This is a genomic window from Roseibium sp. Sym1, assembly GCF_027359675.1.
Classification (GTDB): domain Bacteria; phylum Pseudomonadota; class Alphaproteobacteria; order Rhizobiales; family Stappiaceae; genus Roseibium.
Window position 1 is genome coordinate 1,011,130 of the sequence record NZ_CP114786.1, and the last position, 26,305, is coordinate 1,037,434.

Annotated in this window: 22 protein-coding genes; 8 read left to right on the top strand and 14 right to left on the bottom strand. The window is 62.9% G+C overall.

Translation table 11 applies throughout. The features are described 5' to 3' along the window. Positions 1–455: 455 nt before the first annotated feature. Positions 456–2,651: a primosomal protein N' gene (locus tag O6760_RS04570; protein ID WP_269584304.1), complete on the bottom strand. Its 2,196-nt coding sequence runs from the start codon at positions 2,649–2,651 to the stop codon at positions 456–458. Positions 2,652–2,940: 289 nt separating this feature from the next. Between O6760_RS04570 and fsa the strand changes: the two genes are divergently transcribed. Then, the gene (gene fsa, locus O6760_RS04575) at positions 2,941–3,594 is read left to right on the top strand and encodes a fructose-6-phosphate aldolase (RefSeq protein ID WP_269584305.1); all 654 of its coding nucleotides are present in this window, start codon (positions 2,941–2,943) and stop codon (positions 3,592–3,594) included. A 455-nt stretch (positions 3,595–4,049) separates the two neighbouring features. Here the strand turns inward: fsa and O6760_RS04580 are convergent, their stop codons facing one another. After that, positions 4,050–4,562 (bottom strand): Hcp family type VI secretion system effector, encoded by a 513-nt coding sequence (locus tag O6760_RS04580; protein ID WP_269582832.1) that lies wholly within the window; start codon positions 4,560–4,562, stop codon positions 4,050–4,052. 409 nt (positions 4,563–4,971) lie between these two features. On the opposite strand from O6760_RS04580, the gene O6760_RS04585 reads away from it, so the two are divergent. From O6760_RS04585 to O6760_RS04605, 5 genes are all read left to right on the top strand, one after another. Continuing rightward, positions 4,972–5,931, top strand: coding sequence for a tyrosine recombinase XerC (locus tag O6760_RS04585; RefSeq protein ID WP_269584306.1), 960 nt, complete (start codon positions 4,972–4,974; stop codon positions 5,929–5,931). Between the two features lie 397 nt (positions 5,932–6,328). Further along, positions 6,329–6,781, top strand: a complete 453-nt coding sequence (locus O6760_RS04590; protein ID WP_269584307.1) for a hypothetical protein — start codon at positions 6,329–6,331, stop codon at positions 6,779–6,781. A 198-nt stretch (positions 6,782–6,979) separates the two neighbouring features. Further along, entirely contained in the window at positions 6,980–7,384 is a 405-nt protein-coding gene (locus O6760_RS04595) for a serine/threonine protein kinase (protein WP_269584308.1), read from the top strand. 117 nt (positions 7,385–7,501) lie between these two features. Beyond that, positions 7,502–7,738 (top strand): hypothetical protein, encoded by a 237-nt coding sequence (locus O6760_RS04600; RefSeq protein ID WP_269584309.1) that lies wholly within the window; start codon positions 7,502–7,504, stop codon positions 7,736–7,738. A 165-nt stretch (positions 7,739–7,903) separates the two neighbouring features. Further along, entirely contained in the window at positions 7,904–8,881 is a 978-nt protein-coding gene (locus tag O6760_RS04605) for a metallophosphoesterase (protein ID WP_269584310.1), read from the top strand. 18 nt (positions 8,882–8,899) lie between these two features. On the opposite strand, the gene O6760_RS04610 is transcribed toward O6760_RS04605, so the two are convergent. After that, a complete protein-coding gene (locus O6760_RS04610) occupies positions 8,900–9,538 on the bottom strand; it encodes a cation transporter (protein WP_269584311.1) in 639 nt (212 codons plus the stop codon). Positions 9,539–9,623: 85 nt separating this feature from the next. Between O6760_RS04610 and O6760_RS04615 the strand changes: the two genes are divergently transcribed. Then, on the top strand, positions 9,624–10,043 hold the full coding sequence (locus O6760_RS04615; RefSeq protein WP_269584312.1) for a MerR family transcriptional regulator: 420 nt from the start codon (positions 9,624–9,626) through the stop codon (positions 10,041–10,043). A 74-nt stretch (positions 10,044–10,117) separates the two neighbouring features. Beyond that, entirely contained in the window at positions 10,118–10,894 is a 777-nt protein-coding gene (locus O6760_RS04620) for a methyltransferase domain-containing protein (protein WP_269584313.1), read from the top strand. Positions 10,895–10,907: 13 nt separating this feature from the next. Here O6760_RS04620 and O6760_RS04625 read toward each other — a convergent pair whose 3' ends face one another. The 11 genes from O6760_RS04625 to zapE all read right to left on the bottom strand — a co-directional run bounded on the left by O6760_RS04625 (position 10,908) and on the right by zapE (position 26,159). Further along, positions 10,908–12,389, bottom strand: a complete 1,482-nt coding sequence (locus O6760_RS04625) for a hypothetical protein (RefSeq protein ID WP_269584314.1) — start codon at positions 12,387–12,389, stop codon at positions 10,908–10,910. Positions 12,390–12,555: 166 nt separating this feature from the next. After that, entirely contained in the window at positions 12,556–13,959 is a 1,404-nt protein-coding gene (lpdA, locus tag O6760_RS04630) for a dihydrolipoyl dehydrogenase (protein WP_269584315.1), read from the bottom strand. A gap of 44 nt (positions 13,960–14,003) precedes the next feature. Beyond that, positions 14,004–14,762 (bottom strand): SDR family oxidoreductase, encoded by a 759-nt coding sequence (locus O6760_RS04635; protein ID WP_269584316.1) that lies wholly within the window; start codon positions 14,760–14,762, stop codon positions 14,004–14,006. A gap of 19 nt (positions 14,763–14,781) precedes the next feature. Then, positions 14,782–16,206 (bottom strand): caspase family protein, encoded by a 1,425-nt coding sequence (locus tag O6760_RS04640; protein WP_269584317.1) that lies wholly within the window; start codon positions 16,204–16,206, stop codon positions 14,782–14,784. Between the two features lie 46 nt (positions 16,207–16,252). Next, positions 16,253–16,867 (bottom strand): LysE family translocator, encoded by a 615-nt coding sequence (locus O6760_RS04645; protein ID WP_269584318.1) that lies wholly within the window; start codon positions 16,865–16,867, stop codon positions 16,253–16,255. Positions 16,868–16,908: 41 nt separating this feature from the next. After that, on the bottom strand, positions 16,909–18,417 hold the full coding sequence (odhB, locus tag O6760_RS04650) for a 2-oxoglutarate dehydrogenase complex dihydrolipoyllysine-residue succinyltransferase (protein WP_269584319.1): 1,509 nt from the start codon (positions 18,415–18,417) through the stop codon (positions 16,909–16,911). Positions 18,418–18,482: 65 nt separating this feature from the next. Beyond that, positions 18,483–21,470 carry a 2-oxoglutarate dehydrogenase E1 component gene (locus O6760_RS04655; RefSeq protein ID WP_269584320.1) on the bottom strand — a complete coding sequence of 996 codons (2,988 nt, stop codon included), beginning with the start codon at positions 21,468–21,470 and terminating at the stop codon, positions 18,483–18,485. Between the two features lie 217 nt (positions 21,471–21,687). Further along, on the bottom strand, positions 21,688–22,593 hold the full coding sequence (sucD, locus tag O6760_RS04660) for a succinate--CoA ligase subunit alpha (RefSeq protein WP_269584321.1): 906 nt from the start codon (positions 22,591–22,593) through the stop codon (positions 21,688–21,690). Continuing rightward, positions 22,594–23,793 carry an ADP-forming succinate--CoA ligase subunit beta gene (gene sucC / locus O6760_RS04665; protein ID WP_269584322.1) on the bottom strand — a complete coding sequence of 400 codons (1,200 nt, stop codon included), beginning with the start codon at positions 23,791–23,793 and terminating at the stop codon, positions 22,594–22,596. It abuts the gene before it with no gap. A 72-nt stretch (positions 23,794–23,865) separates the two neighbouring features. Continuing rightward, on the bottom strand, positions 23,866–24,828 hold the full coding sequence (gene mdh, locus O6760_RS04670; protein WP_269584323.1) for a malate dehydrogenase: 963 nt from the start codon (positions 24,826–24,828) through the stop codon (positions 23,866–23,868). Between the two features lie 173 nt (positions 24,829–25,001). Further along, entirely contained in the window at positions 25,002–26,159 is a 1,158-nt protein-coding gene (zapE, locus tag O6760_RS04675; protein ID WP_269586216.1) for a cell division protein ZapE, read from the bottom strand. Positions 26,160–26,305: the final 146 nt, after the last annotated feature.

Sequence of the window (26,305 nt, forward strand, 5' to 3'; positions counted from 1 at the left end):
GTCTGGACGCAAAGCCTTTTCAGGTGCGGTGGGGTTCCGGCTTTTGTGAAAGTTTTCCCTCGTCATTGCTGGGCTTGACCCACTGCTGTCCGGTTTAACTCGGCTCAGTTACAACAGGTCATTGATTCATTGTTGATATTTACGCTTCTCCTCGTCCGGGACACGCAGTGCCTTACCACTTGCACCCCTCTCCCCCCTGGAGGGGAGATGTCCGGGAACCGGACAGAGGGGGGGCGCAGCGGTTCCTCGTATTCGGAAAAGGCCTTGTATGCTGAGAGGTTGAGCCCCCCCTCTGTCTCCTATCGGAGACATCTCCCCCTCCAGGGGGGAGACTGGAACAAGCGGCATAGCCTGATTGTGGTCAGAGGTTCCTGCTTAACCGGACAGCAGTGGGTCAAGCCATGGGATGACGACGCTGTATGGTTCACGCTCTGAAGCAACCGCGGAAAGGACCCTCACAGGAAATGCTGGGGGTCGATGTCGACCTGGAGGCGCAGTCCCTTGGTCGGCTTCGGGCCGGCATTGAGCCAGTTGCGCAAATATGTCTGCAGATCATATTGCCGCGGCGCCATGGCGAGCAGGCGGAACCGGTAGCGGCCGCGCACCATGGCAAGCGCAGCCTCCGCCGGCCCGAGCAGTGTCACCGCCGTGTCCTCGGGTGCGGCGCGCGCGAGCGCGCGGGCATAGCCTTCCGCAAATGCCCTGTCGGGGCCCGACACGATCACCGCGGCCAGCCGGCCGAAGGGTGGCAGGCCCGCGGCCCGGCGGGCGTCGATTTCGGCCTGGTAGAACGCGGTCTTGTCGCTGGCCAGCAGCGCCCGGATCACCGGATGATCGGGATTGTAGCTCTGAAGGATGCCCCGGCCGCCGCCGGTGACGCGGCCGGCGCGGCCCGTTACCTGGGCCAGCAGTTGAAACGTCTTTTCCGCCGCACGCGGATCGCCATGGGCAAGGCCGAGATCGGCATCGACCACGCCGACCAGCTTCATTTTCGGGAAGTTGTGTCCCTTGGCGACCAGCTGGGTACCGATGACGATGTCGGCGCCGCCCTCCTCGACGATCTTCATCTCGCGCTTCAGCCGCTCCGGGCCGCCGGCCATGTCGGAAGACAGCACCAGCACCCGCGCCTGCGGGAACAGGTCCGAGACTTCCTCGGCGATTCGCTCGACCCCCGGCCCGCAGGCGACCAGGCTGTCCGTGCTCTGGCAGGACGGGCAGGCCTGCGGCACCGGCTCGACATGGCCGCAATGATGGCAGACGAGTTTCTTCTGGAACCGGTGCTCCACCAGCCAGGCGCTGCAATGGGCACACTGGAACCGGTGGCCGCAGGTACGGCAGAGGGTCAGCGGGGCGTAGCCGCGCCGGTTCAGGAACAGGAGCGACTGGCCGCCGTCCTCGAACGTGTCCTTGATGGCATGGACCAGTTCGGGCGCCAGCCAGCGGCCGCGCTCAGGCCCGTCCTGGCGCATGTCGACGGCACTGAGGTCCGGAAGGGCGGCGCCGGACGCCCGTTCCGGCAGCTCGAACAGCCGGTAGCGGCCCGTTTCCGCGTTGACCATGCTTTCCACGGACGGGGTCGCGGAGGCAAGCACGACCGGAAAGCCGGACAGGTGCCCGCGCACGACCGCCATGTCGCGGGCGCTGTAGGGCACCCGGTCATCCTGCTTGAAGGCGGCATCATGCTCCTCGTCGACGATGATCAGGCCGAGTTCCTTGAAGGGCAGGAACAGCGACGAGCGCGCGCCAATCACCACACGCACATCGCCGCTGGCAACACCCCGCCAGACGCGGGCGCGGTTCTTGACCGTGATCTGCGAATGCCATTCGGCCGGGTAGACACCGAAGCGCTGCTCGAAGCGGCGCAGGAACTGTTCGGTCAACGCGATTTCGGGCAGCAGCACCAGTGCCTGCCGGCCGCGCCTCAGCGCTTCCGCGATCGCCTCGAAATAGACCTCCGTCTTGCCGGAGCCGGTAACGCCGTCGATCAGCGCGACACTGCCGCCCTTGTCGAAACAGGAAACCAGGCCTTCCGCGGCCGCCTGCTGGGCCGGGGTCAATTGCTTCTGCGCATGGTCGAGCTGCGGTTTGGGCGGTGGCGGTGACGCCGGCAGCATCACTGTCTCCAGGACTTCCTGTTTGAGAAGACCGTCTATCACGGAGGCGGACACGCCCGCCGCATGGGCGAGACCGCTCTTCGTCCAGGCAAAGCCGTCTTCCATCGTCGCCAGCACACGCCCTCTGGCCGGTGTCAACCGGTCTGGTTCCGCGCCCTCGATCCGGCGCACTCCCGGAACAGGGGCCTCCGGCTCAAGAGCTTCCTCGGAGCGCAGCACCATGCGCAGCACCATTCCGGGCGCGCCGAGCGTCCAGCTCGCGACCCAGTCGACGAAACGGCGCAGATCCGCGTCCAGCGGCGGCGTTGCGTCATAGACCCGCGAGATGGTCTTCAGTTTCTTCGGGTTGATCGCCGCGTCAGGCTCGATGTCCCAGACGGCCCCGATCACCTCCCTGGGGCCGAGCGGCACCTTGACGATGGTTCCCGGCACGACGGATTTGCCGGGCGGCACCTTGTAGGTATAAGCGCGGGGCACCGCGACCGGCACCAGCACGCTGGCAATCGTCTCCTGGAAATCTGGGTCGTCAAACAGCACTTCGAATCGGATCCTCACCGTCTCGGCCAATGCCCGACGCGGACACAGGACAGTCCCTCGGGCCGTTGAACGACTTTGCCCGTCCGGCGCACGCGTTCAAGGGCGGCCGGATTTGAGGTACGTACCACAAAAAATTCGTCCACCGGAGAATCAGGGGTTCTTCTTGTCATCATCCTAGGGTAAAGAGGGCGCGGCTGACCATTCAATCGTTTTGCCCCGAACGCGGACATTCACATCCGGCGACCGTCATGAAACGGGAAGCGGGGCGCCCCACAGGGAGTAGGAACTCATGAAATTCTTCGTCGACACAGCCGACACAGCCGAGATCAAGGAACTGGAATCGACCGGCCTGCTGGACGGGGTCACCACCAATCCGTCACTCATCGCCAAGTCCGGACGGGACTTCAAGGACGTGATCGCCGAGATCTGCGCCATCACCGACGGGGATGTCTCTGCCGAAGTCGCCGCAACCGATTTCGACACCATGATCAAGGAAGCCCATATCCTGCGTGCGATTGCCAACAACGTGGTGATCAAGCTGCCGCTGACCTTCGACGGCCTGAAGGCCTGCAAGCAACTGACCGAGGAAGGCACCAAGACCAACGTCACCCTGTGCTTCTCGGCCAACCAGGCCCTGCTCGCCGCCAAGGCCGGCGCCACCTACATTTCCCCGTTCATCGGCCGTCTCGACGACATCCATGCCGACGGCCTTGAGCTGATCCGGGAAATCCGGGTGATCTACGACAATTACGGCTTCGACACGGAAATCCTGGCGGCGTCGATCCGCACGCCGAACCACGTCAAGGACTGCGCCATCATCGGCGCCGATGTCGCCACCGTGCCGCCGGCGACCCTGAAGGCTCTGGTCAAGCATCCGCTGACCGACAAGGGCCTTGACGCGTTCCTGAACGATTGGGCCAAGACCGGCCAGAGCATTCTCTGAAATTTCCGGTTTCGGACATGCGAACGGCCCGGGCTCTCCCGGGCCGTTTTGTTTTGCGCGGCCCTTGCCGCGAGCGCCGGACACAAAAAGAACCGCCCGGTGGTGGGACCGGGCGGTTCCAGCCGTCGGGAGGGGCATCCTTCCGGCTGAGGCCATACCCTCGCAAAATTGGCTGAATTGGCGTGCAAACGGCACTGAGCAGCGAGGCAAATCTTGAAAAGCGGGTTTTGACCCGGTTGAAAGATTTAACGCGGTTGCTCGAAGCCGTTTGCTCGTCCCTGCAGGATAGGATGAATTTGCGCGCCTACATCGTTGCGAAGTTTTGAAAACCAGTTGGTTTCCAGCAACTTCGCGCCTTGAATGCAAACAAATTCATTCCTACCAATTCAGCCAATTTTGTGAGGGTATGGCCTTTGAGCTGCGTTGCAGGACGCAGCCCATAGGCGTTGGTGTGATCAGGTGACCGGAGCGCGGTAGTCGTCGGAAGCGCTGGTGCCGGCCTTTTCGTGGGTCCAGTCGACCTTGCGGTAGGTGAAGGACCACTTGTCGCAATCCCCGCGGGACGCATTGGCTTCGTCATTGACGTCCGGCAGGATCGTCTTGCCTTCGACCATGACCGCGTCGGTGAACTTGACGGTGAAGTAGTGTTCCTGCACGCCGGAGGTCGAGGTGCGCCAGAACTGGACTTCGATTTCCATGGTCTCGCCGGTGGCCAATGCCTGCCACAACAGCGGGGTGGCCTTGTCGACCGGCTTCATGAAGGTGGTCGGCATGTGGCGGCGGGTGGCGATGATGGAGCCGGACTGCGGATCCCGCGGCACGACGGCGTTCTGTTCGAAGGCATAAACCAGGGATTCGCCCTCATGGCCTTCCTGCCACAGGTTGCCGATGCTGTCGGCGGTGGTTGCGTCGGAGGTGATGTCGCCCTGGGTTGCGCCCTTGACGGTGATGTATGCGATGTTGGACATTTGAGTGCTCCTTGAGTCTGGGTTTGTGTCCGTGACTGAGTGCAGTCTGTCTTCCGAATTCCGGGGCGCCGTGATGTCCGGTGCCGATGCCAAGTGAATTGCAACGGCTGTGCCAACTCGCTGAAATTTTCTCAATTCATTGAAATTGCTGATGAAAACAGGATCAACGCGAAAGTGTTAACATGTACAACTGTGCAGAAATCTGCACAGTCTCCCCAGCGGTGCGAACAAACATGCGCAGTGCAAGTGTGACGAACATCACAAAATGCGGTTCCGGCCAGGTCACGGACACCCTGCCGACCTTTTTCAGAGGCCGGAATCCTGTTCACGGAAGGTTTTCGGCACACGGAAATGCACAATCCGCCCCCTGTTAACGGAACCGTTGCAGCTAAGTGTGCAGACTGCCCGCATGTGCGCCGTACCGACCGACACTGATTCCCTGCTTCAAACTGCCCGCCCCGAGCTGAACCAGCGCGTGGATCAATGGCTCGACCACCTGTCGGATGAGCGCCGCCTGTCCGACAAGACGCTGCTGGCCTATGAGCGGGACCTGCACCAGTTCCTGAGATTCCTGACCATGCATCTGGGAGGCGCACCTGGCCTCAAGGAGATCGCCGGTCTCAGGCCCGCCGATTTTCGGGGCTTTCTCGCCAGCCGCCGCCGCCAGGGTGTCCAGAGCCGGTCACTGGCGCGTGGACTTGCCGGCATCCGGTCTTTCCTGAAGTTCCTGGAACGCCGCGGCGAGGTCAATGCGGCGGCGTCTGCCGCCGTCAGGCCGCCACGACAGGCACGATCCCTGCCCAAACCTGTTTCCGCCCGTGACGCCCTGGATATTTCCAGCGGTGACCTGGCCATGGAAACCGAAGCCTGGATCGAGGCGCGCAACGCCGCTGTCCTGACGCTGCTCTATGGTTGCGGCCTGCGGATCTCGGAAGCCCTGTCCCTCACAGGCGCCATGGCGCCAAAGGCCGGCACCAGAACGCTGCGCATCAGGGGCAAGGGCGGCAAGGAAAGGATCGTGCCGATCCTGCCGGCCGTCAGCGAGGCCGTTGAGCTCTATCTGGGCCGGTGCCCCTACGCAATCAGCGCGGACGGCCCGCTGTTTCTGGGCGCGCGGGGCGGGGCGCTGAACCCGCGCATGATCCAGCTGGCCATGGCGAGGCTGCGCGGCGCGCTCGGCCTGCCGGACAGTGCGACACCGCACGCGCTGCGCCATTCCTTCGCCACCCATCTCCTGGCCGGCGGCGGCGACCTCCGCACCATCCAGGAACTGCTCGGCCATGCCAGCCTGGCGTCGACCCAGGTCTACACGGAGGTCGATGCCGCCCACCTTCTGGCCGCCTATGACAAGGCCCACCCGCGGCGCTGAGTCCGGATACGGCAATCGCATTCGGAATTCCTGTCGGGAGTAATACCAACCGCACTTAATAGGAACCGATCTGATGTCGTTGTTCCGGTTTGCCGGCAAGGCGCGTTGCGCAGGACGGCCTAGTTGGCCGTTCAAGCGGCGCAACGCCGTCCGGCGGGCCGGAACAGGCCACCGAAGGCCGCGTTTGGAGGCTGTTCTGCCGCGTCGCAGATTTTGGACGATACCCCGTATCGCCCTGCAATCTGCTCCTTGCCGAACAGTCTCCAAACGCGGTCAGATGGGTTCCTATTAAGTGCGGTTGGTATTAACCTGCAAGCAATGCAAGCGTGGTGTAGTGGGCGAGGAATTCAATCCTGAGCTGCACCTTCCTCTTGCCCCTTACCGTGACCGGTGTCCCATGCGTAATCCCATCACCCTGTTCCTGGCATCCGTGTTTCTTCTGCTTGTCTTCGGATTTGTCGTCTTCAAGACCTATCTCGCCATCATGGCGTGGCTGTCCGTGCCGGACGGTCCGGCTATGGTCGTTTTCGATGGCCGCGACACCAAGCTGATGCTTGTCTGGATCGTATGCCTTCCTGCATTGATTTATTATGCGATCTGGCCTGAAGCTTTCCGCAGGTCGTCAGGTCCGCAGTTTCCAAAGATGGGCTTCAAGGAATGCCTTTTTTTCGGAGCCACCTTAAGCGGTTTGCTGTCGCTGCAGCAGGTCGTTTTCGCCGGCGGGTATCTCGAAAGGGCGGAAGCCTATTCCCGCGAATACGGCTATACGGTCGTCTGCAACGAGATCGGCTACAAGTACGGCGACAAACTGATCATGGCGAAATCGAAATACGCGTGTGACGAGACCTGACGCCGTCTCGACGGCCGGGATCCCTGCAATCCGCGCGATCGGGACCACAACACGATCGACAAGCCTCCGGCCGCATGGAGGAATTCTTGTCCGCAGGATTTGGCAGCGTCATCTCGCGGTAGCCGCCCGAACGCCAATCAGGTAGGTTGTCGCCTGAACCAGGACCTTGCCAGGGTCCGCTTCTCTGGGAGATCGCGAATGCGCCTGATCCTGATCGCAGCCGGTTTTCTGCTCGCTTCCGCGGCCCCCACGCTGGCGCAGCGTGTCTATTGCCCGATCCCGGAAGATGGTGTCTGGGTCAATCCCGGTGCCGCTCCGAAGGAAGTCTCCAGGGTCGAGGTGGAAAGCCGCTGCGTCGACGACCAGGTCCATGTCCGGGTGCGTGCTTTCACGTCCTGCATCCCGCGCGACTGCAAATGGGGCTGGACCAAGGGCGAATTGCGTTCCGACGGCGCAATCCAGGTTTTGCTGATCGGCTTCCTGAGCAGCAAGCAGATCACCCTGAAGGCTTTCGGGGACATGCTCGACACCCATGTCGTGAACATCGTCAATGACTTGTCGGAACCGCGCACCGACCAGACCTACAATCTTCAGCGCAAATAGAGTTGTTCTCTTAACCCTGACAAAATCCAATCGCGCTTTTTCCTTGCCCGTGGACGGAATTGCCTTACCTTACGTGATACTGCGTATGCCGCGCAGCGACACGGACGGAGGGGTACCATGCGTCTTTTGACCAGTGGCGTCACAGCTCTCGCCCTGACCGCATTCGCGGTCGTACCGGCACAGGCCTGTTCCTGGGGCAAGACCGCCAAAGCCGAAGACAAGATGACCGTTGCGGACACGGCAACCGTTCCGCAACTCGACACCGATGTCTCGATCGCGACCAACGATCTGAGCGACGAGGTGCTGAAGGAACAGATCATTCTGCCGGAGCCCGGGGAAACGCCGGCGGAATAATCCAGACCACTGCAATGCTCCAAGTTTTGGCCCGCTGTCCCGCAGCGGGCTCTTTTTTTGCAGGATTGCTGCACAGTTTCTGCTGAAACCCGCCTCTTTCATGCCGCAGCCGTCATCCAGAACTGGAGCGGTTGTCCACGTATCGTATTCGGGTTTTCAGTTTCCATGATTTCCAGACGCCGTTTTCTGCAGGGTATCGGGTGCGCCGCGCTGGGTGTCCTGTCTGCCCCCGCCTATGCCGTGGGCATCGAGCCGTTCCGCCTGCGCATCCAGCGCTACCGCCTGACGCCGCCACGCTGGCCCGCGGACCTGGACCTGCGTGCCGCGCTGATTGCCGATCCGCATATTTGCGATCCCTGGATGGGCCTCGACCGGGTCCGGTCAATCGTCGCCCAGACCAATGCGCTCAAGCCCGATATCATCCTGATGCTCGGCGACTATGTCGCCAGCCACAAGTGGCAGCATGCCCCGATCCCGCCGCAGGCATGGGCCGACATATTCGCAGACCTGTCTGCCCCGCTCGGCACCCACGCCATTCTCGGCAATCACGACTGGTGGGACGATCCGCAAGCCCAGCGCAGTGGCAAGGGCCCGACCCGATACGGACGGGCCCTGATCCGGGCGGGCATCCCGCTCTACCAGAATCGGGCCGTGCGCCTTGAAAAAGCCGGCAGGGCTTTCTGGCTGGCCGGTCTCGACGACCAGATCGCGCTGACGCCCTCCCGGAAACACAAACGCCGCCGCTGGCAGGGCCGGGACGATCTCGCCGGCACGCTCGCCCAGGTGAGCGACGACGCCCCGATCCTCCTGATGGCCCACGAGCCGGACATTATCGGCAAGGTCCCCTCCCGGGTCAGCCTGACGTTAAGCGGGCACACCCATGGCGGCCAGGTCAACTGTTTCGGCTACCTGCCGGCCTTTCCGAAGAAGCATGGCCGCAGCTATGCCTATGGCCACATCGTCGAGACCGAAGGCTCGACCCTGATGCGGCATCTGCGCCTTGCCACCGAGCCGCGGCACCTGATCGTCTCCGGTGGCCTCGGCTGCTCGATCCTGCCGGTACGCTTCGGCGTGCCACCGGAAATAACAATGGTGCATCTGGGGGGGCATCTGGGCGGGACCGGCGAAACACCGACCGCCTGACCCCGTTTCGGCGGGTGACTATTCTCCCGCCACGGCATGGTCCGTCTTGTGGCGGTATTCCCGGATTGCCTGGGTGAGGATCTGCACTGCGGAATTGACAAAGAGCGCCGCCATCAGACCGGCGACGATCAGGTCCGGCCACGCGGTCGCGGTGCCCCAGACACCGAGGGCCGCGAACATCACCGCGACATTGCCGATGGCGTCATTGCGCGAGCACAGCCAGACGGAACGGACATTGGCGTCGCCGTCCTTGTAGCGGACCAGCAGCAGCACGCTCGTCAGGTTGACGGCAAGAGCCAGAAAACCGACCGATCCCATCACCGCGGCTTGCGGAACCCCCAGGACAAAGACCTGATAGAGCGTGGCCGCAGCCACCCAGGTTCCCATTAGGAGCAGGCTGCATCCCTTGGCCAGGGCCGCCAGGGCGCGTGTTTTCAGGGACGCCCCGATCACCGCCAGCGAAATGCCGTAGGTGACGGCATCACCAAAGAAATCCAGCGCATCGGCCTGGAGGGCCCTCGAACCGGCCGCCTGGCCTGCCACCATCTCGACGGCGAACATGCCGGCGTTCAGCGCAATGACCAGCCAGAGCCGGCGGCGGTAGTCCTTTGACATGCCGTCAAAGGCGGAACCGGAATGGCCACAACAGGCACCCATGTAAATCTCCGTGGACCTGGGATCTTGATTTTGTCGGTTAAGTCTCTTGTAATTCCTATAGTGACTAGAGGTTCAAGAGGGTTTCATGGATTTTTCCATCGGCGAATTGTCGAAGCGGACCGGTGTGAAGGTGCCCACCATCCGATACTACGAGAAGGAGAGGCTTCTGAACGCGCCGATCCGGACGGAAGGCAATCAGCGGCGTTATCTTCAGAGCGACCTGGAGCGGCTCGGCTTCATCAAGCATTGCCGCGATCTGGGCTTGCCGATGCCGGCCATCCGCGACCTGATCGAGCTCAGCCTGCACCCGGACCAACCTTGCGAGCAAGCCAACCGGATCGCAGCGGATCAATTGCAGGCGGTGCGCCGGCGCATCCGGCATTTGAAGAAACTGGAAGCGGAACTCAAACGCATCGCCACAAGCTGCCGCGGTGAACACACGGTGACGGAGTGCAACGTTCTGAAAGCCTTCGGCGATCACAGCCTGTGCTGCGAGGATCACTGACGCGCTTCACCCCGGCCCCGGACCCGGCCCTGTCCCGGTCAACCGGCGCCGACGACATCGCGGAAAGGCGAACCATGCTGACATTCAACGCGCGTACGACAAAACTCCTTGAGAACGCCTATCAGGGCGCCGACTTCAGCCGCCGCCGCCGGGCGTCCTTCGACGCCCTCAATCCTCGGCCGGGCGAGACCATCGCCGATATCGGCTGCGGCAACGGCATGCTGACCCTGGAACTTGCGCGCGCACTCGGGGAAGAAGGACGCGTCATCGGCATCGATCCGAGCGAGGACATGCGCACCGCCGCAATCGAGCGCTGCGCGGACTGGTCCAACACAGCCTTTCACGACGGCACGGCCACAACAATGCCCCTTGAAAGCGGCTCGGTCGACAAAGCGGTGTCCCTGCAGGTGTTCGAGTATCTCGACGACCTCCCGGGGGCCGTCGCCGAAGCCCGGCGCATCCTGAAACCCGGTGGCCGGCTGGTCGTCGGCGACATGCACTGGGACACGATCACCTGGTTCAGCGACGATCCGGAACGCATGCGCCGGATGATCGTGGCCTGGGACGGACATCTGGTCGAGCGCTGCATTCCGGCGGTGCTGCCGCCGGTCCTGCGCGACGGCGGCTTTGTCATCGACGACGTCCTGCCCGTTCCCTTCAGCGCCACCGGGCTCCACCCGGACGGTCTCGCCAACATGCTGATCCACCTGATAGAACCCTATGTCGTGAAGAAGGACCAGGTTCCGGCCGAGGAGGCCAGGGCATGGGCCGAGGAACAGCAAGCGCTTTCGGACGCGGGCCGTTTCTTCTTCTCGATCACCCATTTCGTGATTTCGGCACGGAAGGCCTGACCAAGAGCGCATATCAGTGCGTCGGAACGGGCCGTCGAGAATTCTCCGCGCCCAGGTCTTCAACCATCACGTTGTCCCCGTTTCGCTCCAGCCGCAGCATGGTCCAGCGCCTTTGCGGCAGGTTGCAGGACTGGCGGCCGAGTAGGCAGGGGATCTGAGGTACATGGCGGTAGTCCGGTTCCGGCCAGACCCGCTCGGCAATGTCGTGCCGGCCCTTCAGGTAACCGAGAAGCGTGTATTCGCTCACATACCAGACGTCGCCGTCCTTGATGTCGTTGATGCCGGTGGGCCGTCCTTTCGGAAAGGTCCCGCCCCAGGTCCAGGCGAGGGCACCGTCGGTCTGCTGGTCGAGATAGTGCTGCGCCATGACCTCGTCTATGAAGACCCGCCCACCGCTCTCAAGGTCCTGCCGGTAGGTGGACAGGACCGCATCGAGGTTGCCGGCATCTTCGGAGAAGATCCGGAAACTGATGAAATTGACGGAAAGGACAAGCACCAGCAGCAATGCGGCCGCCGCCTTCAGCCTGTTCCAGCGCCTCGCCAGAACAGCATCCATGGCGACCAGGAACACCATCGAGGCGGCCAGGTTCCGGATCAGGGCCTTGTCGTGCAGGAAAGCGCCGATGGCCTGCCCGGCGGCCAGCGCCAGGCACAGTGCGGCGGGAACGCGGGCCTTTCGCCAGACCAGAACGCCGGACACCGCCGCAAAGGCAATCGCCCGGACCAGGGCTTCATCGTTGATGCCACCGCCGGTTGAGCGGCTGGCGTGATACGTGAACTGCTCCAGAAACTCGGTGAATTCAAAATCAGCGGACACCGCGAAGACGGCAAGCGCGATGACGAGCGCTGCCACGCCCTCCGCCATCACCCGGACAAGAGAGGCCTGGCGGGAGGCAAGCCGCCAGATCTCGATCACCGCGATTGTCCCGAGGCTCCAGGCAAACAGGGCGGGGGCCGCCAGAGGCGCAATGCCGAAAAGGGCCTTGCCGAATATGCTGCCGGCGGTCTCCAAAGACGTTCCGAAGCGGACGCCTATGACTGCCCTGATCAAGAGCGGCACCGAGACCAGGAGCGCGACCATGAAGATCAGCGACCCGGTCAGTTCCAGCCGGAAACCTGCGACCGTATACATCGGCGCGAACAGGAGCGGCGTGAACAGGGCCGCCAGGCGCAGGTTCAGCTTGAGGCAGACGAGCACGAAGGCCAGGCTGGTCAACGCGTAACAGAGGAACTCGTAAAGAACGAGTGTTGCCGTCTCCGCCCCCACCCCGGCAAAGAACCAACCGGACAGGATCAGATGCAGACGCGGCTGAAGGTGATAGTTTTCAAGCCCCGGGAACTGCACCGCCAGCAGGGAATTCCAGTGGCGGCCGGTCTCGGCGACTTCCATTGCCCAGGGGACGAAAAAGAGGTCGTCCACATTGGGGATCGTCCCCTCCGGCCAGAAAAAGACCAGTCCGCACAGGACCGGCAGGACGAGACCCGCAACGAGCAACAGCCCTCCTGTTGAAGAGGCCGACATTCCGGTCCGCGTGATGTGTTCCCGTTCCAAGCGACACCTGATCCGAAGAAAAAGAAAAGCCGGAGGCTCTTATCTCCCAAGAGCCTCCGGCTTCCAACCTGTTTTCGTGCAAGCCGCCCGAAACGCACGGCCAGGCCGGTTACGAGTGGATCGACTTCGCGAAGGCGCCGAGCGCGGCCTCCTTCACGGCTTCCGACATGGTCGGATGCGCGTGGCAGGTGCGTGCCAGATCTTCCGAAGAGCCGCCGAACTCCATCAGGACGGCGGCCTCGTGGATCATCTCGCCGGCGCCGAAGCCGACAATGTGCACACCCAGGACCCGATCGGTCTTGGCATCGGCCAGAACCTTGGCGAAGCCGTCGGTCTTGTTCATCGCGCGTGCCCGGCCGTTGGCCGAGAAGACGAACTTGCCGGTCTTGTACTCGACACCGGCCGCCTTCAGCTCTTCCTCCGTCTTGCCGACGGAAGCGACTTCCGGCTGGGTGTAGACCACACCCGGAATGACGTCGTAATTCACGTGACCGGCCTGGCCTGCCAGGATTTCGGCAACGGCAACACCCTCGTCCTCGGCCTTGTGGGCCAGCATCGGACCGGCGACCACGTCGCCGATGGCGTAGATGCCGTCGACATTGGTCTTGTAATGGCCATCGATCTGGACACGGCCCCGGTCGTCCAGCGCAACACCCGCGCCATCGAGGCCAAGCCCCTCGGAATAGGGCCGGCGGCCGATGGCGACCAGCACGATATCCGCGTCAATGGTTTCCGCATCGCCGCCCTTGGCCGGCTCGACCGTGACAGCGAGGCCCTTGCCCTTCTTCTCGACGCCGGTGACCTTGGAGGACAGCTTGAACTCCATGCCCTGCTTTTTCAGCATGCGCTGGAAGTTCTTGGAGACATCGCCGTCCATCGGCCCGAGAATCTTGTCCATGAATTCGACCACGGTGACCTTGGACCCAAGGCGGTTCCAGACGGAACCGAGTTCCAGGCCGATCACGCCGCCTCCGACGACGACGAGCTTGCCCGGCACCTTTTCCAGTTCCAGCGCACCGGTGGAGGACACGACCTGCTTCTCGTCGATCTCCACGCCCGGCAGCGGCATCACGTCGGAGCCGGTGGCAATGACGATGTTCTTCGTTTCAAGGACATTCGCCTTGCCGTCCTCGGCCGTGACCTCAACCTTCCCGGCGGCAAGGATCTTGCCGGTGCCCGCGTGGACGTCGATCTTGTTCTTCTTCATGAGGAAGGAGATGCCGTTCACATTGGCGTCGACCACGTCGGACTTGTGCTTCATCATCGACGGCAGGTCGAGCTTCGGCTTGTTCACCTTGATGCCGATTTTCTCGAAACCGTGCCCGGCTTCCTCGAACATCTCCGAGGCATGCAGCAGCGCCTTGGAGGGAATGCAGCCGATGTTGAGGCAGGTGCCGCCGAGCGTCGCCCGTTTCTCGACAACGGCTGTCTTCAGGCCGAGCTGCGCGGCCTTGATCGCGCAGACATATCCGCCGGGGCCGGTTCCGATGACGACAAGATCATATTGGGACATTTTGGGTCGCCTTTGCCTCTTTCAATTCAGGTTCAACAAGATGGTTAGGGAAGGATAGCCCGCCCGCCGGAGACATCGAGGATGGCCCCGGTCGTGTAGCTGGACTGGTCGGATAAAAGCCACAGGATCGCGTCGGCCACCTCATCGGCGGATCCCGCGCGTTTCATCGGCAGCCTGGACCGGAGCTGGGCAACACGGTCGGGGGCACCGCCGGACGCATGAATTTCCGTGTCGATGATGCCGGGGCGAATGCCATTCACCCTGATGCCCTCGTCGGCCACTTCCAGCGCGAGCCCCACCGTCATCGTGTCGATGGCGCCCTTGGCCGCCGCATAGTCGACATACTGGTTGGGCGCACCGAGCTTGGACGCCGCCGAGCCGAGATTGACGATGACGCCGCCCGCGCCGCCGTGTTTCGTCGACATGCGTTTCACCGCCTCGCGGGCACACAGGAACGCACCGATCACGTTGATGGAGAACATCCGGGTGAGACGTTCGACCGTCATTTCATCAACCCGCTGCGACAGGTCGACGACACCCGCATTGTTGACGAGCGCCACCAGCGTGCCGAGCCTGTCGGCTTCCGCAAACAGGTGCAGCACATCGGCCTCGTTCTGGACATCTCCCTGAATGGCAACGGCCTTGCCGCCGGCCTCGACAATCTCCGCAACAAGCGTGTCCGCCGCAAAGGCGTTCTGCGCATAGTTGACGATCACCGTATGTCCCAGGTCTGCAACTTTCCGGCAGACGGCGGCACCGATCCCGCGGCTTCCGCCCGTTACCAAAACAACTTTGTCAGCCATCAATCGTCACCACGGGTTCCTATTGCCCTTTCATCAGGGTCAGTTCCTCGGCGCCGCGGCCACCGCCCCAAAGGCCTTTCAGCCGGCCGTCGTCCGACAGGGCATAGACAACAGGCGTGTCGTCACCCCAGTCGACCCGGAGCACATTGCCGTCCAGCTCTCCAACACCGCGATAGCCCGATGCACCGACTTTCCAGACCAGCGTGTATTTGCTGCCCTGACGCGACAGTGCCACGGTGCCGGTGTAGGTGGAGCCATTGGGATTGCGGCCGGAGACGGCATAGGTGCCTTCCGCCAGGACCAGGGAACTCTGGGCCGCGCGCGCGTAGAGAGACAGCTGTTCCGTCGCCGACCCGTCGGCCCATTCACCGTCCAGGTTGTCGTTGCCGCTGAACGTGTAGACGACGGGGTGCTTGGCGCCCCAGTTGACCACCAGCATGCGGCCGGCGAATTCACCGACCCCGGTGAAAATGTCCTTGCCGATCCACCAGGTGAAACGGACCTTTCCCGCGTCCGGCCCCTCTTCCGGCGTGATCGCCATCATGCCGTCATAGACCGTGCCGTTCGGATTGGTGCCCTGGACCCGGTAGATGCCCGAGATCCGGCGTGCCGGCCCCGAGCGCGCGAGACTGTCCTGCAGCGCCTTGCCGAGAGAGGAAACGGCCGCCACCTTGGTGGTCGCCGTGGTGTCCCCGGCCTGCGGGACGAAGGTGAAATCGCCGAAGAAGGACGAGGAGATCCACGGCGTCTGCCGGCCGTCCGTTTCCTGGAAGACCCCCTTCAGCGTGCGTTTGAAGGTCTGTTCCAGGTTGAGCGCGGGCGTTTCGATCGCGCTGGCCAGATGCTTGGTATAGGGGCTGTTGTTGCCCTCGCCATCCAGCGCCACGCCGCCGGGCGAGGTCGAATAGGACACAAACAGGCGCGCGGAACTGTCGATGCGGGTCAGGCCCCGGGTGGATCCGGTCAGCGGGTTGTTGCGGCAGGCATCGAGCACGACGATGTTCAAGCCCTCATGGGCCGATGTCATCACGTCGACCGCCTCGCTCACGGCGAAGGCATCGTCGAGCAATGCTTCCCTTTCGGCAATGTTACCACCGACAGGCAGCAGGTAGTTCTCGCCGTCCTTCTGGATGCCGTGACCGGCATAGTAGAACAGGCCTACACCACCTCTTTGCCGGAGCTTGTCGCCAAAGGCCCGGATCGCCTCGTCCATTGCGGGCCTGCCGGCATCGGTCTGCAGAATGACCTCGAAACCGGCGGCCTTGAGCGCCCTCGTAATGGCAACGGCATCGTTCACGGGATTGGCAAGCGGCGCATAGTCGTAGGCGGCATTGCCGATGACAAGCGCCGTGCGCGGCTGCTCGGCCTGCGCGGCTGCGTGTTGAACGACCAGAGTTCCGACCAGGAAAACAATCGCCAGAAGATGACGCAACAACCTGCTCATTCCCGTGCCCTCCCGATGCTTGTGCCCTATCCCGGCGTGGCTGTTGTTACTGTTCCGCCAGGGCCAGCCGCAGGCCGAACCCGGCGAAGGTCGCCGCTACCGTCCGGCGCATCCAGACCATGACACGATCGCTTTTCAGGACTTTCTCGCCGATCAGGGCGGCAAAGAGACCGTAGACGACGAAGACCCCGAAGGTCATCGCCATGAAGACCCCGCCCATCAGCAGCATATCGAGCGTCGGACTGGCGGCGGCGGGGCTGACGAATTGCGGCAGGAATGCCAGAAAGAACACCGTCAGCTTGGGATTGAGAATGTTGATCAGAAAGCCGGTGCGCGCGGTCGCGACAAAGCTCTTGCGCGCGCTCCTGTCGGCTTTCAGCTCCAGCGGACCGCTGTCCTTCAGCGTCTGCCAGGCGAGATAGAGAAGATAGGCAACCCCGGCATACTTGACCGCCTGGAACACCAGCGCGCTGGTATGCATCAGCGCGGCCAGCCCGATCACGGAGGCGAGGATCGCCGGAATGATACCGAGCGTGCAGCCGAAGGCGGCGGCGACCGATGCCTGCCGCCCCTTGCCGAGCCCGACCGCCACCGTGTAGACGACCCCGGTTCCGGGAACCAGCACCACGATCAGGGCTGTGATCAGAAATTCCAGGCTCATGATGCGGGTCCTTCAGGGTCGTTGCGGATGGCGGTTCCGGATCAGAGATCCAGAACCAGGCGCTGCGGGTCTTCCAGGCTTTCCTTGACGCGGACCAGGAAGGTGACGGCTTCCTTGCCGTCGACGATCCGGTGGTCGTAGGAGAGCGCCAGATACATCATCGGGCGGATCACCACCTGGCCGTTCACGGCCATCGGACGTTCCTGGATCTTGTGCATTCCCAGAATGCCCGACTGCGGCGCGTTGAGGATCGGCGACGACATGAGCGAACCATACACCCCGCCATTGGAGATGGTGAAGGTGCCGCCGGACATATCAGCCATGCCCAGCTTGCCGTCCCGGGCCTTGCGGCCGAGATTGCCGATTTCCTTCTCGACCTCGGCGATGGACATCTGGTCGGCGTCCCGCACCACCGGAACCACCAGGCCCTTGTCGGTGCCCACGGCGACGCCGACATGGCAGAAGTTCTTGTAGATGATGTCGGTGCCGTCGATCTCGGCATTGACCGCGGGAACTTCCTTCAGCGCATGGGTCACCGCCTTGGTGAAGAAGCCCATGAAGCCGAGCTTGACGCCGTGTTTCTTCTCGAAGAGGTCCTTGTACTGCTTGCGCAGCTCCATGACCGGGCCCATGTCGACCTCGTTGTAGGTGGTCAGCATGGCTGCCGTGTTCTGGGCATCCTTCAGCCGGCGCGCGATGGTCTGGCGCAGCTTGGTCATGCGCACGCGTTCCTCGCGGGCCTCGTCCGAGGCGTTGACCGGACCGCGGGCAACGGCGGCCGGTGCCGGGGCGGACGCGGAGGTCGCGCTCGAGGACAGCGCGTTGATGACATCTTCCTTCAGCACCTGGCCGCGCTTGCCGGACCCGGAGACCTGATCGGCGGACAGGTTGTTCTCGGCCATCATCTTCTGGGCGGACGGCGCCGGCGGCATGGACGAACCGGTGCTGGCGGCCGGAGCGGACGGCGCCGGGGCGGCAGCGGCCGGTGCGGCGGCAACGCCCTCGCCGGACGGATCGATCTGGCACAGCAGCACGCCCGGCTCGACCGTGGTACCGGTTTCCGCGGCGATCTTGACGACCGTGCCGGCGACCGGAGCCGGAACTTCCTGGGCCGCCTTGTCTGTTTCCAGCTCGACCAGCGTGTCGTCGGCCTTGACCGTGTCACCGACCTTGACGCTCCACTCGCCGACTTCGGCCTCGGTGACCGATTCACCGGCGCTCGGTGTCACGACGTCAACCAGGTCGGCCTTGCCGGACGATTTGCCCTGGGGCTTGTTGTCCTGCTTGGCGGATGCGGCCGGAGCCGCGCCCGCACCTTCGGCGATCTGGCCGAGAAGCGCGCCGACCTCGACGGTGTCGCCTTCCTTGACGACGATGCTTTCCAGGGTCCCTGCCGCCGGGGCCGGAACCTCGACCGTCACCTTGTCGGTTTCAAGCTCCACCAGCGGTTCGTCCTGGGCAATAGCGTCGCCCGGTTTTTTGAACCACTGCGCAATGGTTGCTTCGGAAACGGATTCACCCAGCGTGGGCACGCGAATTTCGGTTGCCATGGTCGCCTTCTCTTAAAATTACCTGGCCAAATTTTGAAAAGAGGGCCCGAAAGCCCTCTCAAGGATTAGTCTCCGAGCGCCTCTTCGAGGAACGCCTGCAGCTGCGCCAGATGCGCGGACATCAGACCGGTCGCGGTCGAGGCCATCGCGTTGCGGCCGGCATAGCGCGGACGCTGGTGCTTGGCGTCGATCTGTCCCAGAACCCATTCGATATAGGGCTCGACAAAGAACCAGCCACCCATGTTCTTGGGCTCTTCCTGGCACCAGACCATCTCGGCCTGCGGGAAGCGCGCCAGTTCCATCATCAGCGCCTTCTTCGGGAACGGATACAGCTGCTCGACGCGCAGGAGGTAGACATCGTTGATGCCGCGTTTCTCGCGCTCCTCGAACAGGTCGTAGTAGACCTTGCCCGAGCACATGACGACCCGCTTGATCTTGTCGTCGGGAACAAGCTTGCTTTCCTCGTTGAGGTTCGGACCCCAGTCGTCCCACAGCAGGCGGTGGAAGGTGGAGTTCGGTCCGAGTTCTGAGAGGGCCGACACCGCCTTCTTGTGGCGCAGAAGCGATTTCGGCGTCATCAGAACCAGCGGCTTGCGGATATCGCGGCGCAGTTGGCGGCGCAGGATGTGGAAGTAGTTGGCCGGTGTCGAGCAGTTCGCCACCTGCATGTTGTCTTCGGCGCAGAGCTGGAGGAAGCGCTCCAGGCGGGCGGAAGAGTGTTCCGGCCCCTGGCCTTCATAGCCATGCGGCAGCAGGCAGACCAGGCCGGACATGCGCAGCCACTTGCGTTCGCCGGAAGAGATGAACTGGTCGAACAGGACCTGCGCACCGTTGGCGAAGTCGCCGAACTGGGCTTCCCACATGGTCAGCGCACGCGGCTCGGTCAGCGAATAGCCGTATTCGAAGCCGAGCACCGCCTCTTCCGACAGCATCGAGTTGATGACCTCGTAGCGCTGCTGGTCGGGCGAAATGTGGTTCAGCGGAATGTAGCGGCTTTCGTCTTCCTGGTCGTACAGCACCGAATGACGCTGGGAGAACGTGCCACGCTCGCAGTCCTGACCGGACAGGCGAACCGGATGCCCCTCCTTCAGAAGCGATGCGAAGGCAAGCGCTTCGGCGGTCGCCCAGTCGATGCCCTCACCGGTCTCGATCATGCGCTCGCGATGTTTCATGAACCGGGCAATGGTCCGGTGGATGTTGAAGCCTTCCGGCACGTGGGTCAGCGCGCGTCCGATGTCCTTCAGTTCCTCCATCGGCAGGCCGGTTTCACCGCGACGCGGATCGTCCTCGTCGTCGGCCCGCTTCATGCCGGCCCATTTGCCGTCCAGCCAGTCGGCCTTGTTCGGCTTGAAGGCCTGGCCCGCGTCGAACTCGTCGTCCAGATGCTTGCGCCAGTCGGCCTTCATCTTGTCGACTTCCTCCTGGCTCAGGACACCTTCCTTGATCAGGCGGTCCGAATAGAGCTGCAGGGTCGTCGCGTGCTTGCGGATCTTGCGGTACATGATCGGCTGCGTGAACGCCGGCTCGTCGCCCTCGTTGTGGCCGAAGCGGCGATAGCAGATCATGTCGATGACGACAGGCCGATGGAAGGTCTGGCGGAACTCGATGGCGATCTTGGCCGCGAACACGACGGCTTCCGGATCATCGGCATTCACGTGGAAGATCGGTGCCTCGATCACCTTCGCCATGTCGGAGGGATACGGCGAGGAGCGCGAGAACCGCGGGTTGGTGGTGAAGCCGATCTGGTTGTTGATGATCACATGGACCGAGCCGCCGGTGCGGTGCCCGCGCAGGGCCGACAGGCCGAAACACTCGGCGACCACGCCCTGGCCGGCAAATGCCGCATCGCCATGGAGCAGGAGCGGCAGCACGGTGCCGCGATCGACTTCCGTGGTCTCGATAAAGTTGCCCTTGTCGTTGGCGGCAAGCTGATCCTGCTTGGCGCGGGCCTTGCCGAGCACCACGGGGTTGACGATTTCCAGGTGCGACGGGTTCGCCGTCAGCGACAGGTGGACGTCGTTGCCGTCGAAGGTCCGGTCCGAAGAGGCTCCGAGGTGATACTTGACGTCGCCCGACCCTTCCACGTCGTCCGGCGCGTAGGAGCCGCCCTTGAATTCGTGAAAGATGGCGCGGTGCGGCTTGGCCATCACCTGGGAAAGCACGTTCAGGCGGCCGCGGTGCGCCATGCCGAACACGATTTCCTTGAGGCCCATCTGGCCGCCGCGCTTGATGATCTGTTCGAGCGCCGGGATCAGCGCTTCACCGCCGTCCAGGCCGAAACGCTTGGTGCCGGTGTATTTGACATCCAGGAACTTCTCGAAGCCTTCGGATTCGATCAGCTTGTTCAGGATCGCCTTCTTGCCTTCGGCCGTGAAGGCCACCTGCTTGTCCGGGCCCTCGATGCGTTCCTGAAGCCAGGCCTTCGCAGCCGGGTCGGAAATATGCATGAACTCGACGCCGAGGGTCGAACAATAGGTCCGCTTCAGGATTTCCAGCATCTCGCGGATGGTGGCGTATTCGAGACCGAGCACGTGATCGATGAAGATCTTGCGGTCCCAGTCGGCTTCGACAAAGCCGTAGGAGGACGGGTGCAGTTCTTCATGGTCGCCCTTGCCGGCAAGGCCGAGCGGGTCGAGATCGGCGTGCAGGTGGCCGCGCATGCGGTAGGCGCGGATCATCATCAGCGCGCGCACGGAGTCGCGGGTCGCCTGGTGCACTTCCGGTTCCGACAGCGGCGTGCCCTTGGCTTCCGCCTTCTTCTTCAGCTTGTCGCCGATCTTCTGCTCGATCGGCCCCCAGTTGCCGTCGAAGGCGTTGACCAGGTCGCCATTGGCCTCGATCGGCCAGTCCTTGCGTTTCCAGGTCGCCCCGCGCGCTTCCTTCAGGACGGCTTCCTTCTCGTCCTGGAAGGCGGCAAAGAAGTCCCGCCACTCGGCATCGACCGAATTCGGATCCGTCTTGTACTGAGCGTAGAGGTCTTCGATATAGGCTGCGTTGGCGCCGTAAAGCAACGACGTCAGTGCGAATACGTTGTTCGCTTCCTGCCGTGCCATGTCCTTTAGCGGAGGGCTGCTCCGCCCTTTATGTTTAGGCGGGCCGAAAATATGACCCGCGGCCGGTTCCCCACAATGGCCGGTGCCAGGGTAACCCCGTCACACCAGCCCCTCGAAAAATGGTTACGGCACGGAAACCGCGCCGGAACCCATCCTTTCACCATGCAGCAGGAAACGTAAACAGTTTCCGTCCCCTGCCGCAAATATTCTTGGCGTTTTAGCCCTTCAGGACCTCAAGAAGGGTCTCGCCGAGCTTCGCAGGCGACGGCGACACCTTGATGCCGGCATCTTCCATGGCGGCGATCTTGTCTTCCGCGCCGCCCTTGCCGCCGGAAATCACGGCACCGGCATGGCCCATGGTGCGGCCCGGAGGCGCCGTGCGGCCGGCAATGAAACCGGCCATCGGCTTCTTGCGGCCCTTCCTGGCTTCGTCCTTGAGGAACTGCGCGGCCTCTTCTTCCGCCGAACCGCCGATCTCGCCGATCATGATGATCGACTCGGTCGCGTCGTCTGCCAGGAACATTTCCAGGACGTCGATGAACTCGGTGCCCTTGACCGGGTCGCCGCCGATGCCGACAGCGGTCGTCTGGCCGAGGCCGGCGACAGTGGTCTGGTAGACCGCTTCATAGGTCAGCGTGCCGGAGCGGGAGACCACGCCGACGGAGCCCTTCTTGAAGATGGAGCCCGGCATGATGCCGATCTTGCACTCTTCCGGGGTCAGGATGCCCGGGCAGTTCGGACCGAGCAGGCGCGACTTGGACTTGTCCAGCTTGGCCTTGACCTTGACCATGTCGGCCACCGGAATGCCCTCGGTGATGCAGACGATGAACGGCACTTCCGCCTCGATCGCCTCGATGATCGCGGCGCCCGCGCCTGCCGGCGGGACGTAGATCACGGACGCGTCCGCGCCTGTGGCTTCCTTGGCCTCGCCGACGGAGGCAAAGATCGGAAGCTGGGCAGCGCTTTCGACGCTGCCCCAGGTCTCGCCACCCTTTTTCGGGTGAACACCGGCGACCATCTTGGTGCCGTAATATTCAAGCGCCTGTTCCGTGTGGAACGTGCCGGTCTTGCCGGTCAGGCCCTGAACGATGATTTTCGTGTCTTTATTGACGAGGATGGACATTTACGCGCCCCCCTTCACGGCTTTCACGATTTTCTGGGCGGCGTCGTCGAGATCATCGGCGGCGATCACGTTGAGACCGCTTTCGTTGATGATCGTCTTGCCGAGTTCCACGTTGGTGCCTTCCAGGCGGACAACGAGCGGAACCTGCAGGCCGACTTCCTTGACGGCCGCGACCACGCCTTCCGCGATCACGTCGCAGCGCATGATGCCGCCGAAGATGTTGACCAGGATGCCCTTCACGTTCGGATCGGAGGTGATGATCTTGAACGCGGCCGTCACCTTCTCCTTGGAAGCGCCGCCGCCCACATCGAGGAAGTTGGCCGGCTCGGCGCCGTAGAGCTTGATGATGTCCATGGTCGCCATGGCAAGGCCCGCGCCGTTGACCATGCAGCCGATGTCACCGTCGAGGGCGACATAGGCGAGATCGTGCTTGGACGCCTCGATTTCCTTGTCGTCTTCCTCGGTGACGTCGCGCAGTTCCATGATGTCCGGATGACGGAACAGCGCGTTGCCGTCGAAGGAGACCTTGGCGTCGAGAACGCGCAGGTGGCCGTCCTTCATGACGATCAGCGGGTTCACTTCCAGGAGGCTCATGTCTTTTTCGACAAAGGCCTTGTGCAGGATCGGGAACAGGGTCATGCCGTCTTCGCGGGCCGCACCGGTCAGTTCCAGGGCGTCGCAGAGCGTGCCGGCATCGGCTGCCGTGACACCGGTCTCCGGGTCGATCGGCAGGGTGATGATTTTCTCGGGGGTCTCTTCGGCAACCGCCTCGATGTCCATGCCGCCCTCGGTGGAAACGACGAAGGCCGGACGTCCGACTGTGCGGTCGACCAGGATGGAGAGATAAAGCTCACGCTCGATGTCGGCGCCGTCTTCGATATAGAGACGGTTGACGGTCTTGCCGGCCGCACCGGTCTGCTTGGTCACCAGCGTGTTGCCGAGCATTTCCTTGGCGTTGGCGACGACTTCCTCGAGGGAGAAAGCGAGGCGGACACCGCCCTTGGCGTCTTCGGACAGTTCCTTGAACTTGCCCTTGCCGCGGCCGCCCGCATGGATCTGGGACTTGACGACCCAGAGCGGTCCGGGAAGTTTCTTGGCTGCCGCTTCGGCTTCGTCGGCCGAGAAAATGGCGACACCTTCTGCGACCGGAGCGCCGAATTCCTTCAGCACTGCCTTGGCCTGGTATTCATGAATGTTCATGTGGTTCCCCCTGGTCGGAGGACCGTCCTTCGAGACGTTTCGAAGGACGGCCGCTTATTCACGGGCAGGCGCTTAAGCCAGCGCCGGCTGGATCTTCTTGCAGGCCTCGACGAGACCGTCGACCGATGCGACCGACTTGTCGAAATTGGTCTTTTCCTCGCCCTGGAGATCGATCTCGATGACGCGTTCGACGCCGTCGGCGCCGATCACGACCGGCACGCCGACATAGGTGTCCTTGAGGCCGTATTGGCCGTCGAGAGCGGCGGCACAGGGCACGACGCGCTTCTTGTCCTTCAGGTAGCTCTCGGCCATGGCGATGGCGGAGGAGGCCGGGGCATAGAACGCGGAGCCGGTCTTCAGGAGGCCGACGATCTCGGCGCCGCCGTCACGGGTGCGCTGGACGATCTCTTCCAGGCGCTCGGCGGTGCACCAGCCCATCTTGACCAGATCCGGCAGCGGGATGCCTGCAACGGTGGAGTAGCGGATCAGCGGCACCATGGTGTCGCCGTGGCCGCCCAGAACGAAGGCGGTGACGTCTTCAACGGAGACGTTGAATTCATCGGCCAGGAAGTAGCGGAAGCGGGCGCTGTCGAGCACGCCGGCCATGCCGACGACCTTGTTCTTCGGCAGGCCGGAGAATTTCTGCAGCGCCCAGACCATAGCGTCGAGCGGGTTGGTGATGCAGATGACAAAGGCGTTCGGGGCGTATTTCGCGATGCCGGCGCCGACCTGCTCCATGACCTTCAGGTTGATTTCCAGAAGGTCGTCGCGGCTCATGCCAGGCTTGCGCGGCACACCGGCGGTGACGATGACAACATCGGAACCTTCGATGGCTTCGTAGCTGTTGGCACCCGCCAGTTTGGCGTCAAAGCCGTCGACCGGGGAGGACTCGGCGAGATCGAGCGCCTTGCCCTGGGGCATGCCTTCCGCGATGTCGAAGAGTACGATGTCTCCCAGTTCCTTCAAACCTGCCAGATGAGCGAGCGTGCCGCCGATCTGACCTGAGCCGATCAAGGCAATCTTGTTCCGCGCCATTTCGAAAGTTTCCCTTTACGTAAGATGGAACTCCATGCCATCCTCTGATGACTGAGGATGGCACTACCCCCTTTGCCGCGGGCGCGCAACCTCGCCAAAAGAATATTGCGCAATACCGGGCAAAATTTCTCATTTCTTCCCGTCTGCATAATTCACCTATAGGGAATGCAGACCTATGCGTGTGCTTGCCGTCTTTCTCCCGCAAGGTACGCCTCCGACCGCATCTCGATCAACCGGGACGCCGTGCGGTCGAACTCGAAGGCTTCGGTGCCGTCCTCGCCGACATAAAGATCCTGCGGCTCGGCCTCGGCCGAGACAACCAGCTTGATGCCGTTATCGTAAAGCGTGTCGATCAGGTTGATGAAGCGCTTGGCTTCGTTGCGCCGCGCCTTCGACAGGACCGGGACATTGTCCAGGAACACGGTTCCGTAGGCATGGGCAATGCGCAGGTAATCGCTCGCCCCCAACGGCTGCATGCACAGATCGTCGAAGGTGAACCGGGCCGCTCCGGAGGCGACCACCGGCACGACGATCTTGCGCCCCTTGTTTTCCAGCTCTTCGGAGTGCGGTTTCATGCCATGGGTCAGCTTGGCAAACAGCCTATCCATCTGGCTGTCGGCCTGGGCACCCAGCGGCGTGACGTAGACCGGCGCACCGGCCAGCTTCTCAAGCCGGTAGTCGGTCGGCGAATCCAGGTGCAGGATCTCGACCTTCGATTTCAGCATGTCGACAAAGGGCAGGAACAGCTGCCTGTTGAGACCGTCCTTGTAGAGCCGGGACGGCTCGACATTGGACGTCGCGACGACGATCACGCCGCGATCGAACAGTTGAGTGAACAGCCGCCCGAGGATCATCGCGTCGGCAATGTCGGTGACGGAAAACTCGTCGAACAGCAGCAGCCTGGTTTCGTCGGCGAGCTGGGCGGCCACCGGCGGGATCGGGTCGTCGCCCTTGACCTCGCCCCGCTTGTGCGCCTGGCGGTGCTGGTGGATGCGCTCGTGCACATCGGTCATGAATTCGTGAAAATGGACCCGTCGTTTGCGGCGGATGACCGTGACCTCGTAGAAGAGGTCCATCAGCATGGTCTTGCCGCGCCCGACACCGCCCCACATGTAGAGCCCCTGCACGGAGGCCCAGAGCTGGTTCTTCTTGTTGGCAAACAGCCAGCCAAGCGAACTCTTCTTCGACGCAAGCCGCGTTTCGGCCAGGCGGGTGTTGAGGAGATCGAGCTGGCGCACCGCCTCCCGTTGAACGGGGTCTTCCGAAATCTCGCCGGAGTCTACAAGGGCATCGTAGCGGGCGTTGAGCGCGCGGTTGACCGGCAGTTCCATCTTCAAAGGTGCTGCTCCCTCCATGAGACTTCATGGGGTCGTGGACGTGATCTTGGCGGGGGCTTAAGGTCAAAACGTCGCAGATGCAAGTCACGATGTGCACGGATTTTGACACACGCCGTCACGGAAATTCATTTTAACCGTTT